At 57.5% G+C, this 15,985-nt stretch carries 12 protein-coding genes; 7 read left to right on the top strand and 5 right to left on the bottom strand.

Annotated elements, in window-relative coordinates; genetic code table 11:
- The first annotated feature begins 50 nt into the window (after nucleotides 1-50).
- The 6 genes from HH216_RS00240 (at nucleotide 51) to HH216_RS00215 (ending at nucleotide 6,197) form a co-directional block, all read left to right on the top strand.
- The gene (locus HH216_RS00240; RefSeq protein ID WP_169548961.1) at nucleotides 51-1,247 is read left to right on the top strand and encodes a glycosyltransferase; all 1,197 of its coding nucleotides are present in this window, start codon (nucleotides 51-53) and stop codon (nucleotides 1,245-1,247) included.
- A complete protein-coding gene (locus HH216_RS00235) occupies nucleotides 1,234-1,884 on the top strand; it encodes an acyltransferase (RefSeq protein WP_169548960.1) in 651 nt (216 codons plus the stop codon). Before HH216_RS00240 ends, HH216_RS00235 begins: the two co-directional genes overlap by 14 nt.
- 7 nt (nucleotides 1,885-1,891) lie before the next feature.
- A complete protein-coding gene (locus HH216_RS00230; RefSeq protein ID WP_169548959.1) occupies nucleotides 1,892-2,755 on the top strand; it encodes a glycosyltransferase family 2 protein in 864 nt (287 codons plus the stop codon).
- 62 nt (nucleotides 2,756-2,817) lie between these two features.
- Nucleotides 2,818-3,474 carry a right-handed parallel beta-helix repeat-containing protein gene (locus HH216_RS00225; RefSeq protein WP_169548958.1) on the top strand — a complete coding sequence of 219 codons (657 nt, stop codon included), beginning with the start codon at nucleotides 2,818-2,820 and terminating at the stop codon, nucleotides 3,472-3,474.
- Between the two features lie 256 nt (nucleotides 3,475-3,730).
- Nucleotides 3,731-4,009, top strand: coding sequence for a hypothetical protein (locus HH216_RS00220; RefSeq protein WP_169548957.1), 279 nt, complete (start codon nucleotides 3,731-3,733; stop codon nucleotides 4,007-4,009).
- Between the two features lie 136 nt (nucleotides 4,010-4,145).
- The gene (locus HH216_RS00215; RefSeq protein WP_169548956.1) at nucleotides 4,146-6,197 is read left to right on the top strand and encodes an alpha-1,4-glucan--maltose-1-phosphate maltosyltransferase; all 2,052 of its coding nucleotides are present in this window, start codon (nucleotides 4,146-4,148) and stop codon (nucleotides 6,195-6,197) included.
- Between the two features lie 88 nt (nucleotides 6,198-6,285).
- On the opposite strand, the gene HH216_RS00210 is transcribed toward HH216_RS00215, so the two are convergent.
- Nucleotides 6,286-7,521, bottom strand: a complete 1,236-nt coding sequence (locus HH216_RS00210; protein WP_169548955.1) for a M16 family metallopeptidase — start codon at nucleotides 7,519-7,521, stop codon at nucleotides 6,286-6,288.
- A 29-nt stretch (nucleotides 7,522-7,550) separates the two neighbouring features.
- Here HH216_RS00210 and HH216_RS00205 point away from each other — a divergent pair, with 29 nt between their 5' ends.
- Complete coding sequence (locus tag HH216_RS00205; RefSeq protein ID WP_169548954.1) at nucleotides 7,551-8,558, top strand: glycosyltransferase family 9 protein; 1,008 nt, start codon at nucleotides 7,551-7,553, stop codon at nucleotides 8,556-8,558.
- A gap of 69 nt (nucleotides 8,559-8,627) precedes the next feature.
- Here HH216_RS00205 and HH216_RS00200 read toward each other — a convergent pair whose 3' ends face one another.
- The 4 genes from HH216_RS00200 to HH216_RS00185 all read right to left on the bottom strand — a co-directional run bounded on the left by HH216_RS00200 (nucleotide 8,628) and on the right by HH216_RS00185 (nucleotide 15,621).
- A complete protein-coding gene (locus tag HH216_RS00200) occupies nucleotides 8,628-9,617 on the bottom strand; it encodes an NAD-dependent epimerase/dehydratase family protein (protein WP_169548953.1) in 990 nt (329 codons plus the stop codon).
- Between the two features lie 413 nt (nucleotides 9,618-10,030).
- Complete coding sequence (locus tag HH216_RS00195) at nucleotides 10,031-10,804, bottom strand: DUF4397 domain-containing protein (protein WP_169548952.1); 774 nt, start codon at nucleotides 10,802-10,804, stop codon at nucleotides 10,031-10,033.
- Between the two features lie 96 nt (nucleotides 10,805-10,900).
- The gene (locus HH216_RS00190) at nucleotides 10,901-12,430 is read right to left on the bottom strand and encodes a SusD/RagB family nutrient-binding outer membrane lipoprotein (protein ID WP_169548951.1); all 1,530 of its coding nucleotides are present in this window, start codon (nucleotides 12,428-12,430) and stop codon (nucleotides 10,901-10,903) included.
- Nucleotides 12,431-12,528: 98 nt separating this feature from the next.
- A complete protein-coding gene (locus tag HH216_RS00185) occupies nucleotides 12,529-15,621 on the bottom strand; it encodes a SusC/RagA family TonB-linked outer membrane protein (RefSeq protein WP_169548950.1) in 3,093 nt (1,030 codons plus the stop codon).
- Between the last annotated feature and the right edge of the window lie 364 nt (nucleotides 15,622-15,985).

The raw sequence follows: 15,985 nt of genomic DNA, 5'->3' as shown, positions 1-15,985 counted from the left end.
TTGGCATACTTATAGTATGAATTATATTACCATTTATGTGATAAGTCGGTATGGATTACGTAATCGTTGGGCTTCAGCCGTGGAATTTGCCGCTGGGTGGAAATTGCAAGGATATTGCGCTGGAACTTGCCAAAGCGCACCGGGTCCTGTACGTAAATCCGCCCGATGACTGGCTGACGGCATTACGGCGTACGCAGGCAGCAGACCCGGCAGACGACGAGCTGATGCACGTCGGCGCAACGTGCTGGGTGCTGACGCCCAGGCTGCAAATCTGCCCGCTCAACTGGCTACCCGACGGCTGGTTGTACGACCGGCTCAACTACTGGAACAACCGTCGGGTCGCTCAGTGTATTCAGCAGACGGTCAAGCAGTTAGGGTTTGCTGATGTGGTGCTCTTCAATGACAGCGACATGGTGCGCAGCTTTTATTTGCCCGATCTGCTGAAACCGCGCCAGTTCATTTATTACACCCGCGACAACCTGCTGGCGATAGGGTACTGGCAGCGGCACGGGCAGCGACTGGAACCGGCGCTGATGCGAAAAGCGACGTTCGTAGCGGCCAATTCAGCGTACCTGGCCCGGCTGGCCCGGCAGCACAACCCACGAACTGTCGACATCGGGCAGGGGTGCGATCTGCACCAGTTCGACCCGGCCGTAAGCCACCCTGAACCCGACGAGCTTACCCGAATCGCCCATCCGCGTATTGGCTACCTGGGAGCGCTGAACGCAGCCCGGCTGACGATCGACTGGCTGGTGCTGGCTGCGCATACCCATCCCGACTGGCAGCTGGTGCTTATCGGCCCGGAGGATGATGCTTTTCGGCAAAGTGCCCTGCATGAACTGCCCAACGTGCACTTTCTGGGGGCCAAACCAATGGCCCAGCTGCCAGCGTATCTGGCCCATCTCGACGTAGCCATCAACCCACAGCAACTCAACGAACTGACCATCGGTAACTACCCCCGCAAGATCGATGAGTATCTGGCGATGGGTAAGCCCGTAGTGGCGCTCAAAACGGAGACTATGGCGCTGTTTGCCGATTACGTACGGCTGGCGGCCAATGGCACTGAGTTTGTCGAACATATTCGGGGCCTGCTCGATGGGTACTTACCCGCCCCACCCGACGCCTGCATAGCGTTTGCCCGGCAGCATACGTGGGCCCACTCGGTCGGGCTGCTCGTGCAGGCACAGCATGAACTGATTAGCCACCAACCAACACTCGTCGATACGCTGCGCAATGAACCTGTCTGACTATGTAAAAGGGAATGCCGGGCTGAAAAAGCTGGTCCACTACCTGCTGGTTCCGGCCGGGCAGGCGCGCCCCCGCCGGTGGGTCAGCTGGCTGATCAATCCCTGGGTACACCAGCGGGGGCGCGGTGCCCGAATCTGCCGCTCTGCCCGTATGGACGTACTGCCGTTCCAGCCTTTTCAGCTGGGGGCGCAGGCAACCATCGAAGACTACTGCGTTATCAACAATGGCGTCGGGCCGGTGCGCGTCGGCGACTATAGCCGCGTTGGTATTGGTAGCGTGGTGATCGGGCCGGTCACGATTGGCAATCAGGTAATTATCGCGCAGCACGTCGTCGTGTCGGGCCTGAATCACGTCTATACCGACGTGCACAAGCCCATTCGGCAGCAACCCACCACGAGCCGCCCCGTGCTTATCGAGGATGAGTGCTGGATTGGGGCCAACGTGGTTATTACAGGCGGGGTACGGATCGGTAAACACGCGGTTGTGGCGGCTGGCAGCGTCGTCACCAAAGACGTGCCCGCCTACAGCGTGGTGGCCGGAAACCCCGCCCGACTACTCAAACAATACGATGCCGATAGCGAGCAATGGCTGCGCGTCGCCCCGGAAACTGTCAACCAACACTCCCTTACTTTATAATCAAGGTATGCATCTGCTAACCGTTCCCTACTGGATCAATGCGCATCTGCCGCTGGCGGAGCGCACGTCTCCTGCCGCTGATTCATTTGTCCCGCTACGGGCGAAACTGAGCCGATTTCTGATCGACGACCCGGAGGTATCTATCGTCATACCGGCCTACAACGAAGAAGCGACTATTCTGCAAACGCTCTCCTCGATGGCCGATCAGGTCACGCAGTACCGCACCGAGCTGATCGTCGTGAATAACAATTCGACCGATAAAACGCAGTGGCTGCTCGATCAGTGTGGTGTTCGATCCGTGTTTGTCGTTGAGCAGGGAATTAGCTACGCCCGGCAGGCCGGACTCGACATGGCGCGTGGGCAGTACGTAGCTAGTGCCGACTCCGACAGCCTGTACCCGCCGGGCTGGGTCGATTCGCTGATCAAGCCGCTGAGCAACCACGCCGTATCGTGTACGTACGGAGCCTATTCATTCATCCCCAGTCCGGGCAACAGCCGGTTTCAACTGGGTTTGCACGAACTGCTGGCCGAATCGTTCAAGCGTGTAAAACGGCGTAATCGGGAATTTGTCGATGTGATGGGCTTTAACTTCGCCTACCGCCGGGCAGACGCACAAGCCATAGGCGGGTTTCGGCACGATCTGGATCGGAAACGCACCGGCCGCTCGGAAGATGGCTGGATGGCGTACTGCCTGATGGAACGTGGTAGCCTTCAACGCGTCGGTTCCGATCAGGCGCGGGTATGGACCAGTGACCGGCGGCTCATGGAGTCTGGTAGTTTGGGTAAAGCCCTTATCCGGCGTATCCGCAAAGAGGCCAGGCGATTACATTTGTATCTGGGTCGAGGGTCGGTTCCCGCCCAGGCCCGATAAGCTGTACGCGGCTGGTCGTGATGGCCCCGCAGTCTATACCACCGTAACCTCGCTACATAAAAATGAAACAGCTACTCGTGCTGTTTGCGGCTGGCCTGTTAGCCATGTGTCGAACAGCCCTCGAAGCCCCTCCGCCACCCACGCCGGTGATTGCGGTGCCCCGCATTCTCATTACCAAACCCGGTGTATACGACGGAAAAATGATGGGCATATCACCGGGCGACACGGTAGCCGTACAGGCGGGGGAGTACACGTATTTTCGCTTCAAAAACTTTATGGGTAGCCCCACCCGGCCCGTTGTTTTTCTCAACTACGGCGGGCAGGTCCGCGTCAACTCGTCGGTGGCTCAACTGAGCAACGTCACGTTTGCGGCCTCACGCTACGTCGTCCTGAACGGGCAGGGGGATCACCAGTCAGAGTACGGCTTTCGGATTTCGGCCCCGGCTGTCGGCGTCAGTGCGCTGGCCATTGGCGGCAAAAGTTCCGACGTCGAAGTTCATCATGTCGAGATCGACACGGCCGGTTTCGCGGGCATCATGGCCAAGACCGACCCGGCCGTTGGCGACTCCAGCACGTGGCGGGGCAATTTCACGATGTACAACGTCCTGATTCACCACAATTACGTACACGATACGCGGGCGAAGGGTTGTACATCGGTAACTCATTCTGGAATGAAGGCGTTACTAATCAGGGTGTTACCGTATTTCCCCACGAAATAGTGGGGCTGAGCATTCACCACAACCGCACCGAACGGACCGGATGCGAGGGGATTCAATATGCCTGCGCGGCCAACAGCCAGGTTTATCACAACCAGGTTAACCGGACAGGGCTGTCTCCGTTCGCCAACTATCAGGACAATGGCGTGCAAATTGGGGGTGGTGTTTCGGGTCTTTTCGCTGATAACGAGATCAGTAACGCACCGAGTGTCGGGCTGATCATCGTAGGGCACCGGGGCCATTGACGGTTCAGAATAACTTGATCCGCAACGTCGGTAAATGCGGTGTATTCGTCGATGTACGGCCCGGCTCGATAACCGGAGCGACCCTGCTGTATAGCAACTGTACGATAGACAGCGGTACCAAACCCGCTTTCCGCTTTTACAACCGCACCCAGCGCAATGTAGTCACGCACTGCGCCCTGCTCAGCAAAATACCGTTCGACGTAACGGGTGGTATAGCACCGACAGTCAACGAAGCCAATTTTTCCGGTACCGGCAGCGTTCCCGAGGGTATCGGTTACGTAAAACCTGACTAGCACCCGTCTAACCCTCTAACCTGGAAGAGTATCAGGGTGCATCGCCAGGATCAATGGGGAACCATCGATCGGGTCAGCGATAACCAATCGGCGGCTTTTTTGTAACATTGCCACGCATGCACCGTGTTACAAACCTATGATTGATACACAACAGAGCCCAACTTTTCCGGCTACGGGGCAATCCCGCGTCGTAATTGAACATGTATCGCCCGAACTCGACGGCGGACGCTTTCCCATCAAAGCCATTCCCGGCGACGTGATCGCGGTTGAGGCCGACATCTTCGCCGATGGGCACGACTACCTCGCGGCCCGGCTGCTGTACAAACATGCCGACGACACCAACTGGACTGAGATGAGCATGGCCTCGCTGGTCAACGACCGCTGGGGTGCGTCGTTTGTCGTGGAAAAGCAGGGGCCGTATCGGTACACGATTGAGGGCTGGGTCGATCATATAGCGTCGTGGCAGCACGAAATTCACCTGAAAATTGCCGACGGGCAGCGCGTTACCAGCGAACTGCTGGCCGGTGCGCAGTACGTCGACGGGATGCTACAGCGGGCGGGCGGCACCACCGAAACGGCCCCGAAAAAGGGCAAAGCGAAAGCAAAGAAAGCCGATGCACCCGTTGAGGAGTCGGCTGATGTGATGGCCTTGCGGGCGATGGCCGCGCTGTTTCGGGCGGGGGCGGAGAGTGCCGCCGAGGGTGCTTACGACGAAGCAATTTCCGTGGCTGAAAGCGATCAGGTTACGTTCTACGCCAACCGATACCCCGAACGGCAGCACCCCACGCGCTACACCGTACTCGGTGTCGACGTCGACCGGGCGCGGGCTGGGTTCAGCACGTGGTACTGCCTGTTTCCCCGCTCGGCCGCGCGGGAGGAGGGCACCCACGGTACGTTCCGCGACGTGGAAAAGCTGCTGCCCCGCATTTCAGAAATGGGCTTCGACGTGCTCTATCTGCCGCCCATTCACCCGATTGGTACGGCGCACCGGAAGGGCAAAAACAACTCGGTCGTTTGTCAGCCGGGCGATCCGGGTGTACCCTACGGCATCGGGTCGGCGGAGGGCGGGCATGACGCCATTCATGCCGAACTGGGCACGGTTGAGGACTTTAAACACCTGATTGCCATTGCCGCCAACTACGGCATGGAAGTCGCGATGGACCTGGCTATTCAGTGTTCGCCCGACCACCCGTGGGCAACGGAACACCCCGACTGGTTCAAAAAGCGGCCCGACGGCACGATTCAATACGCCGAAAATCCGCCGAAGAAGTACCAGGATATTTACCCGGTTTACTTTGAAACCGACGACTGGCAGAACCTGTGGAACGAACTGAAGCGGGTGCTGCTGGTGTGGGCCGAGTGGGGCGTCCGCATCGTCCGGGTCGATAATCCGCACACCAAGCCGTTTGGGTTCTGGGAATGGGTTATCGCCGAGGTAAAGAAGGAGTTCCCCGACATGCTGTTTCTGGCCGAAGCGTTTACCAAGCCGAAGGTGATGCAGGAGCTGGCGAAGGGCGGTTTCGCGCATTCATACACCTACTTCACCTGGCGTAACACCAAAGCCGAACTGGAGGAGTACATGACCGAACTGACGCAGGGGGAGATGCGGCATTACTTCCGCCCGAACTTCTGGCCGACGACTCACGACATCAACCCGTACAGCCTGCAAGGGGGCCACGAACCGCAGTTTCTGATCCGGTATTTTCTGGCGGCCACGTTGTCGAGCAACTACGGTATTTACGGCCCGTCGTTTGAGCTGATGGAACACCTACCGTTCCCGAATAAGGAGGAATACCTCAACTCGGAGAAGTACGAAATCCGGTACTGGGACTGGGAAAAGACGAATAAGCTGACGTACCTGATCGGTATGGTCAACCGGATTCGGCACGAGAACGCGGCCCTGCAAACGACCAACAACCTGACCTTCTGCCAGGTCTCCGACGACGCGATTATGGCCTATCTGAAAACGTCGGGCGATAACAAACTGCTGATCGTGGTGAACACCGACGCGTATAACCGCCGGGCGGCAACGGTGCAGATACCGATCTGGCAGCTAGGCATCTACGCCGATCAGCCGTACACCGTTCACGACCTGCTGACGGGCGCGTACTACACCTGGCAGGGCGAATACAACTACGTCGAACTAGACCCCTACGTGCTGCCGATGCACCTATTCAAGGTTGAGTGATTGAATGATTGAATGATTGAATGGGCTACCGCGATAACGTTCTGCCGGATGGTCCATTCAATCATTCAATTACTCCATCATTCAATCATTATTTTTCCGGCACGAACGTCAGGGAGCTGAACTGTTCTTCCTGGAAGGCTTCCTGGGCGAGGTCCTGGAGTTGGGGGGCGGTGATGGCGTTGATGTCGGCGTTGATATCTGCGAGGGCTTCGACCCGGTCGATGTCGAGCAGACTTTTTGCCATCATCAGCATAAAACTGTTGTTGCTTTCTTCGGCCATCGCCAGTTGCCCGATCAGTTGCTCCTTCGTCTGATGCAGTTGCAATGTCGTCAGCGGCTGCTCGCGAAGCCGACGCAGTTCCTGGCTAATCAGCCGGTTCGCTTTGTCGACTTTCTTGGGGTCGGTGCCGAAGTAAATACCCAGAAAACCCGTGTCGAGGTAAGGCGTGTAGCTGGCGTCGATGGAGTAGACGAGGCCGTACTTTTCGCGCAGGTTCAGGTTCAGCCGCGAGTTCATGCCGGGGCCACCAAGCAGGTTGACCAGCATGAAAAACGGCAATCGGCGCGGGTCGGTGAGGCCGTAGGCGGGTCGGCCGATGGCGCACTGTGCCTGCGTAATAGGCCGTTCGATACGCGTCTGCTTCGGTACGTAGTTGGTGGGCTGCTGCCGTTTGCGGCTCGTATGCTGCGTGGGTACGTCGCGCAGGTACTTCTCCACGATCTTCACCACCTGCTTGAACGGCATATTGCTCACCGACGCGAACACGATCCGGCTGGTGTCGTAGTTCTCGGCGATGAACCGTTGCAGGTCTTCGCGGGTAAACGACTCGACCGTTTCGGTGGTGCCCAGAATGTTGCCGCCGAGTGCGTGGTTCGGGAAAACCAGTTCGTCGAAATCATCCTGAATAGCGTCTTCCGGCGAGTCGTAATACATCGCCATTTCTTCCAGAATCACCCCGCGTTCGCGCTCGATCTGCTTTTCAGGAAAGACCGAGTGGAAGGTGATGTCGGCCAGCAGTTCGGTGGCTTTTTCGAAGTGAGCACCCAATACCGACGCGTGAAAGCACACTTTTTCCTTCGTGGTGTATGCATTTAGCTCACCGCCAACCGTTTCAAGACGGGTAATGATGTGGTATGACTTTCGTTTCTCCGTACCTTTGAAGGCCATATGCTCCCAAAAATGGGCCAGTCCCTGCTGATGCGGCTGTTCATCGCGGCTGCCGATATCGAGCATGATGCCGCAGTGCGCAATTTGTGTATGAGGTATCTGCCGGTGCGCGATGCGAATCCCGTTGGGCAGGGTAATAACTTCGTAATCTTCCATTCGTAGTCTTCTGACGCGGTGGCGTACTGATGATAACCGTAACAAATCCACACCGGTTCCTACTGATTCAAACTGCCTTTATCGGCGATGTTATTCTGGCAACGGCCCTGCTGGAGGAACTGCATCGACGAATGCCCGAGGCTGAAATCGATATGCTGGTTCGGCGGGGCAATGAAGGGTTGCTGGCCAATCATCCGCTGCTGAATGAGGTGCTGGTCTGGGACAAAAAAGGGGCGGGCGGGGCTTTCGGTAAATATAGTAGCCTGCGCAAACTCCTCAGCCTGATTCGCGACCGGCAGTACGATGTTATCCTGAATTTGCAACGCTTCGGCACGACGGGCCTGCTGACGGCCTTATCGAACGCCCGCGTTACGGTCGGTTTCAAGAAAAATCCGTTTTCGCGCTGGTTCACCTACGCCGTCGATCACCGCATCGAACCCGGCATACATGAAGTCGACCGGAACGCTGCCCTGCTCGAACCGCTCGAACTGCCTAACTGGCGCGCCCGCCGGACCCGCCCCCGTCTGTACCCGTCGCCCGCTGATTACGCGGCTGTGCAACCCTATCAGACCGGCCCGTACTGCTGTATCGCGCCAACGTCGGTCTGGTTTACCAAGCAATACCCGTTGTTCAAGTGGGCCGACGTGATCGGGAAATTACCCGACGATCAGACGGTTTATCTGTTGGGGGCACCCTCCGACGCGGCCATCTGCGACGAACTGATCCGACTCGTGCCGGGCCGCGCCGTCGTAAATCTGGCTGGGAAGCTAAGCCTGCTGGCGTCGGCGGCACTGCTGGAAGGTGCGCAGATGAACTACGTCAACGATTCGGCCCCGCTTCACCTGTGCTCGGCTGTGAACGCACCCACGACGGCCGTCTTCTGCTCGACCGTGCCCGAATTTGGCTTCGGCCCCCTCGCCGACACGTCGCGTATCGCCCAGACACCTTACCTGCTGGAGTGCCGCCCCTGCAATCTCCACGGCCGCGCCAAATGCCCCCTCGGCCATTTCCTCTGCGCCACGACGGTAGAACTATAAAGAGCGAAAGAGTGATTGGCTGACGCTGGCATAACCACTCTTTCGCTCTTTCATTCTTTCGCTCTTTTTTTACCCTAAATACCCATTTTCCCGAAACCAGTCGAAGGCTTCGGTGAGGGCGGTGCGGACAGGCGTTTGCGGGAGGGCAAGGGCTTGGATAGCTTTCTCTGACGAAAAGTAATGTTTGTCGTTGGCCATCGCCAGCAACGACGAATTGTAGTCGCCGGGCTGGTCGGAGAAGGCGTTGCGCCAGTCGCCGAAGAGCCCGACGAGTGAAGCCAGCTGCCGGGGTAGCCGCCGACTGGGGGCGCGGACCTGCATGATCTGCGCCATCATGTCGAACAACTGCTGATAGCTCAGATTTTCGTTGCCCAGAATGTACGACTCGTGCAGGGCGCCCATCGTCAGCGCATTGACCGTCGCGGTGGCTACGTCGCCGACATGGATGTAGTTACGGCCTCCCGTTGGCGTAGCCGGTATCCGTTTCTGATACAAGGCTGTGAGCAGGGCGTGGGCCGTATTTTTGTAATCATACGGGCCGAGCGTAACCGTAGGGTGTACCACCAGAGCAGGCAAGGCATCGTTCTGCATGGCTTTAAGCACCAGATCAGTGGCCATTTGCTTACTGCTCATGTAATCGAGCCCGTAGAACCTGTCCTGGTAAGGTGACTGCTCGGTGCCGGGGTGGTGCCGATCGCCAAACTCAAGCACATTCGCTGACCCAACGTAGATATAGCGCTGTATGCCCGCCCGCGTAGCAGCCGCCAGCGTGGTAGCCGTTCCCTGCACATTGGCGAGCCGTACTGACAGGTTACGGGCCGGATTGACCGCCGTTGCCGACCCCGCGTGAATGATGTAGTCGCAGCCGTACACCGACGCCCGTACGTTGTCGGCGTCGAGCAGGTCACCTATCCAGATGTCGACGGGTAGATCTGCCAGCATTCGCTGATCGGAGCCGGGCCTGACAAACGCCCGGACGCCGTGCCCCCGCCGAAGTAGTTCCCGGCAAAGGTAGCCGCCCAGAAAGCCGTTGGCACCTGTTACCAATACTGTGTTCATCTGCTTTGGGTTAAAGCACACCCCGCTGTCAGCCAGCCGGGTGCGGCTACAACGTCTACCACTTACGAGCAATCATGCAGGCTAAAATTCGATCCAGCCGTATCGACCGTTGGGTGCAGATCGTCTGACGCGCTACCGTTATCAGCCGATCCCTGCTATGTCGCCCTGAGGAAACAACGAAAGGAAACGGGCGAAACGGCGTTGACCTGAGCGAACAGCTACCTGCCTGTAGACAGATGACGCAGGGCTAAGTCACGCTTCTGTCGGGCAAGTGCAATACGTCTGTTACTAGTTGCCAATATAGGCGCTAACGCCTTTCTTGATTTAGTTGAGAGATAAACTTAGCTAAAAAATAAGTTGCCCCCACCTGAATAAGGGCAACTTGTGTAAACGGCCAATGTTGAGGAGGCTGTTTATCGGTTTACGTAGATAAAAAGCCGGGGTACGGCCGTGCCGGTGCGACCGAAAATGCCCTGCGCGACGATGGTGACTACCCGACCGGAGGTGCTGCTGGTAAACGTCTGGGCAGTAGTTACGTTGGTGGTCGTACCGGCCAGCCGGAATACAAACGACGCGTTGTTACTCACGTCGACCCCCACAAACGACGAGATACCCTGATACGCTATGTTCGACGCCAGCACGGTACCGGTCGACAGCGCCAGGTCGTAAGCGGGGGCGTTGGGGATCAGATTGATAAATCGTACGTAGAACTTGCTGGGGTCATTGGCTGCGCTGAAATCATCCGGGATGAGCTTTACCTGCGGCTGCGTTCCCGTACCGAACACGAGCAGCGAATAGTAGCTGCCCTCGTTGAGCGTCAGCGTCTGAGTCGCTACGGTGGTGGTGCTGCTCGTCGTGGTGGCGGCCGGGCTGCTCAGGGTAATCGGTACCTGCCCCGACTGCACAACCGCGTAGCTGACGCCCGAACCCGGAAACGTGCTGCCGTAGGTAATGGCCGTGGGGGTTCCGGTGCCGGCACTGATGCTGCTGGCACCCGTTGGCAGGCCCGCGCTGATTTTCTGATCGTTGATATACAAATCAATCGATGCGGCTTCGGGGGCGGTATGGACCAGCTTGATGCGCGCACCGGCCGGGGTCGGCGTCGATGGAATCGATAAAGTTTCGCGCTCGCATGACCACCCGATCAGGGTTGCCAGCAGCAGGAGTACGTATGTGTAGTTGCGCATTGGGTTCAAGGTTTGTGGTTCAAAGTTCAAAGTCTACCGTTCAAGGTTACGCGCGTCAGCCAACCTTAAACGGTAGACTTTAAACCGTAAACCCAATTATGGCTGGCTGAACCAGACGGGTTTGGTGTGATAATCGAGGTCGAGGGCGTTGATCCTGGCCAGTGCGTCGACGTTCCAGACGTACTCCGAATTGTAGCGGGGGCGCAGCCGCTGAACCGGTTTGCCGTTATTGGCGGTCGGGAAGGTTTGCGGCAGCTGGAACGTGGAAAACACGTCGGCGCTGTAGTTGTACCGGCGCAGGTCGGCCCATTGCTCCAGAAAACCCCAGCCCCACTGCGCGATGTACTTTTGCAGCATGATCTGGCTGAGCGTCAGCGACCCGGCGGCTGGTACGATGGTGGCATTGGCCAGATACGTAGCCTGATCGGCGGACGACACGCCCGCGTAGGTCATATGCGCGCTGATGCCGTTGCGGTAGGCGGTGAGGGCCGTGGCCTTGTCGCCTTTGATAAACGCGGCTTCTGCCTTGATAAACTGAAGCTGCGAATAAGTCATCATCGGAAACGGCCCTTTGTCGGTAAAGATGTACTTGCCCGTCGTACCGGCTGGCGGTATGCTGTTCAGCTGGGTTGCCCACGGGCTCAGAACCCGCACATTCATCGGGATGCTTGCCGCCGTTGACTGCCCCGCGCCGGGGTTCAGCCCCCGATACACACCATCGCCACTGGCAACGAGCATCTGCGGCTGGCGTGGGTCTTTCACGCCGTTGAACACCCGCCCGTCGAGCAGGCGCAGCATGAAGTCGCCCTGCCCGTACACCTGAAGGTTCTGGCGCGTGGGGCCGAAGAAGCTGGCGTCGGCGGTGCTGTTTCCGTTGAAGGGCATCAGCGCGTTGTCGCTGTTGCTGGTGAAGGCGCTGTCGACGTAGGCGATGACTTTGTTGGGGTCGTAGTTGCTTTTCTTCGACAGATGATGCGCGTTGATCGCCAGCAGGCCGTAGGCAAACCGCTTCCACTTGAGCCGGTCGCCCGCGTACATAATGTCGCCACGGGCCAGCTGCGCCTGCGATACCCTGCCATCGGTGCGGTTGAGGTAGGGAATCGCTTCGGTAAGCAGACGCACCACTTCGGCATATGCGGCTTCCTGCGTGTCGTAGTTGAACTGGTTCTTCTGCGGGTCCTGATCGAAGGCTTCCGACAGGATTATTTCACCGTGCACGTCGGTCAGCATCTGCCAGCCCCACGCTTTCATCACCAGCCCCACGCCGAGGTAATCCCACTTCTGATTGGCGCGGGCATCGTCGATCAGGTTGACCAGGTTGCGACCGGCTTTGAAATACACGTTGCGCCAGAGTTCGCCACCCACGTCAGACGCGGCTGCGTAACCGTGCAAATCCCAGGTGTCGTTGGCCAGGTACGACTGCCAGTTCTGCACGTATCGGCCAATGACCCGGCCGTCGAACTGCACGCCCAGCGCATAGTTGACTTCGATGGGGGCCAGCAGCAGAGCCGCTTCAACCTGATCGGGGTTGTTGGGGTTTTTGTTAATGTCGAGGTAGTTGTCGCAGCTGCTCAGGGCCAGTATCAGCCCACTTAGCAGGAAGAGACGTATGAAGTTTCGGTTCATGCTTCGAAGCGTTCAAGGTCTAAGGTTCAATGTTTAAAGTTGTTGACAATCAGAGTTATATAACCTTAAACATTGAACCTTAAACGTTAGACTAAAAACTATAAACTAACATTCAGCCCCACATTCAGGGTGCGGGGGAGGGGCAGGTTGCCGAAGTCGATGCCGTAACCGCCCGAACCACCCGTTACGGCGTTGCTGGCGTTGACACCGGGGTCGCCCCCCGAATAGTTGGTCAGCAGAAACAGGTCGGTACCGGTGAAAAACACGCTTGCTGTCCTGAACACCCGCGACCGGTTGAGCAGCGACGCGGGCAGGTTGTAGCGCAGCGTCACATCTTTAAGCCGTACCCAGCTGATATTGTGTTCGATAAAGTTCTCGTCGGCCAGCGCACCGGTGTAGTAAGTGCTGTTGTAATACGGCACCACCTGAATCGTGTTTTTAGTCGGGGTGGCCGTGTTTTCCAGCCCGTCTTTCAGCACACCGTCGAACACGCGGGGCGTCTGCCGGTCGAGGGAGTTACGGCTCAGGCCCTGCCGGTACAGAAACGATTCCGTCGCGTTGTACACGTCGCCACCCTTGCGAATGTCGAGCAGGAAACTCAGCGTCAGATTGTTCTTAATCGTAAACGAGTTCAGGAAGCCCATCTGGAAATCCGGGTTGCGATTACCCACCACTTTCCACGACGTTTCAACGTAGGGCAGGCCGGTTTGTGGGTTAATCAGGATCGTGCCGCTACTGTTGCGCACGTAGGTGTCGCCAGTCAGTGTTGTCAGCGGATTGTCTACACGGGCCCCGTTGCGGACGTTGCGGTACACCCACGTATCGGAGTTGTAGTATTCCGACAGGCCGTTGGGCAGGCTCAGCAGGCGGCTGTTGGTTTTGGTGAAATTGACCGTTGTGTTCCAGCTAAACAATCCCGTCCGTACCGGTTCGGCGTTGAGCGACAGCTCGATACCATCGTTCCAGAGATCGCCCGTGTTGATCGTTTTCAGGACAAAGCCCGTACCGTAGCTGATCCGCAGGTTCTGGATAATCTGGTTCGTGCTTTTGGTGCGGTAGTAAGCCGCGTCGAGGCCGAGCCGCCCGTTGAAGAATTTCAGCTCGACGCCCGTTTCAAACGAATTGACTTTTTCGGGCACCAGAAACGGATTGGGAGCTGTGAAGCCGTAGCTGAATCCGCCCCCCGTTGTGGTCTGGTTTTCGTAGGCCTGCGAGGTGGCATAGACGGGGGCTTCCTTGCCTACCTGAGCTGCCGAAATGCGGAGTTTGCCGTAGCTGAGCGCGTTGCGGAAGCGTCCCTGCGGCACTAGCTCGGTGAAGACGAAGCTGGTCGATATCGAAGGGTAGAAGAACGACCGACTTTCGGCGGGGAAGGTGCTGCTCCAGTCATTGCGGCCCGTAACGGTCACAAACAGCAGGTCGTTGTAGCCCAGCGTAAGGTCGCCGAAGACGCCGAACAGCCGTCGCTGCTGCAACACCGACAGCGATTTCTGGGTCAGCGGATCGGTGTTGTTGATGCTGGTAAAGTTAGGGTCGAGGAATTTTTCGCCCCGCGTCGACAGCGCGTTGTAGCGATAATCGTAGATGGCCTGCCCAACCCGAAACGACGTACTCAGTTTGTTGAACTGCTTCTTTGCCGTGGCAAAATACTGCACCGTCAGCGTGCGGTTATTGTCGGTCGACTGATCGAGCGAGCCGCCGATGGTACCGCCCGACCGGTTCGATTCGGGGTGGTACTTAATCAGGTACTGGGTCGAATACACATCCAGTCCGACGCGCCCGCTGAACGTCAGCCAGTCGGTCGCTGCGTAACTCAGGCCAATGTTCGTGATGGCGCGGTCGCCCCGGTCGCGCAACTCGTTTCTGTTGACGTCGAAGTACGGGTTTTCGATTTCGGCACTGCCCGTGATGAACCGGCGCGACCCGTCAGCGTTGAGGTAGTTGCTCATGTTATCGACCTGCGGCCATTGCAGCATCCCGAGCAAAAAGCTGTTCGAGCCTTTCGATACTTTCGTGTTGGCGGTGTTGATGTATTGCAGCGTCGCTTCCGCGCTCAGTTTATCGTTGATTTTGGCCGTGCCGGCGAGGGTCAGGTTCAGTCGGTCGTAGCGCGTGGTTGGAATAACGCCCTGCGAACTGGTATAGCCGCCCGACAGCCGGAAGGTGTATTTGTCGGTACCACCGTCGAACGACAGGTTATGCCGCTGACCCATACCCGTTTGCAGGAAACTGTTGACGTTGTCGTAGAGCCGGGTTCCTTCGGCGTAGGCGGGGCCGAAATAGCTGAACGTGTTGTCCTGCGGAACGCCGTTGACGCCCTGCCCGTACACCTGCTGCACCTGCGGCAGGCGGCTCCGGTTGATGCTCTGCCACGTAAAACTATTCGTGTACGAGATCGTGCCTTTGCCGTTGCGCCCTTTCTTGGTCGTGATGACCACCGCGCCGTTGGCCGCTTCGACACCGTAAAGCGCAGCCGCTTCGGGTCCTTTCAGCACCGTAATGCTTTCAATGTCATTGGGGTTGATATCCTGCGCCCGGTTGCTGAAATCGACGGTCCGGTTTTCAAACGACGCACTCGACGTTTTCGACGCTACGAAGCTGCTGCTTTCGGCGGTGCGGTTGCTGATGGGCATACCGTCGATCACAAACAGGGGCTGATTGTTGCCGCTGAGCGAGTTAATACCCCGTATAATGACCTGCGACGATGAACCCGGCAACCCGCTCGTTGTGGCGACCTGCACACCCGCAACCCGGCCCTGGAGGGCGTTCAGAAAGTTGTCGCGCTGGGTCTGGGCGAGGTCCTGCCCACCGACTTCCGTGACGGCGTAGCCCAACTGTCGCTTTTCGCGTTTGATACCGAGCGCCGTCACGACGACTTCGTTGAGCGCGTTGGTTTCCGGCACCAGACTGATGTTGATGGCGGTCGCGTTGCCAACCGCTACATCCTGCGTGGTGGTGCCGATAAAGCTGACGCGCAGCACCTGCCCCCGATCGGCCTGAATCTGGAATGTACCGTTGGCGTTGGTCGTCGTACCGCGCGATGTGCCCAGCACGACGACGCTCGCGCCCGGAATCGGCGAATTGTCGTCCCGCAACGTTACCCGGCCGGTAATGGCGCCGTTCTGCGCCCGTATATGATGGCCCATCAGCACAATCAGCAGCAGAAAAAGACTGCGTATAATTCGGCTCATAGATGAAGGATTAGATTAGGAATTAATTAAAAACAGGATCAAAAGTGTAAGTATTCCGGAAAAGAAACAAGTGTAATTAGTACATATGACGTGCAGCAACGATACCCTGCTTTTTCGGTCGACGGCTGAGCTGATCCGGTGGGGCCGGGCGTGAACACTACGCTTCTAGTGGAAAATCTGGTTTGATAGATGATGGAATATAAATCTGTATGTGTAAAATAATATTCTGCTAAATTGAATAAAAGAAGTATTTATGGGAATAAAATAATAAATTAACGAAATGGGTCTTATTTGCCTGTCTGGTAGTTTCTGGCCCGGTAAATACAATGTAGATTGCAGAGAATCAACCAAAAACGTTTCTAAA

It is taken from the genome of Spirosoma rhododendri (assembly GCF_012849055.1).
In the GTDB taxonomy this organism is placed as follows: Bacteria; Bacteroidota; Bacteroidia; order Cytophagales; family Spirosomataceae; genus Spirosoma; species Spirosoma rhododendri.
The sequence above is the reverse complement of the archived record's forward strand: the minus strand, read 5'-3'. Positions and strand labels throughout refer to the sequence as shown.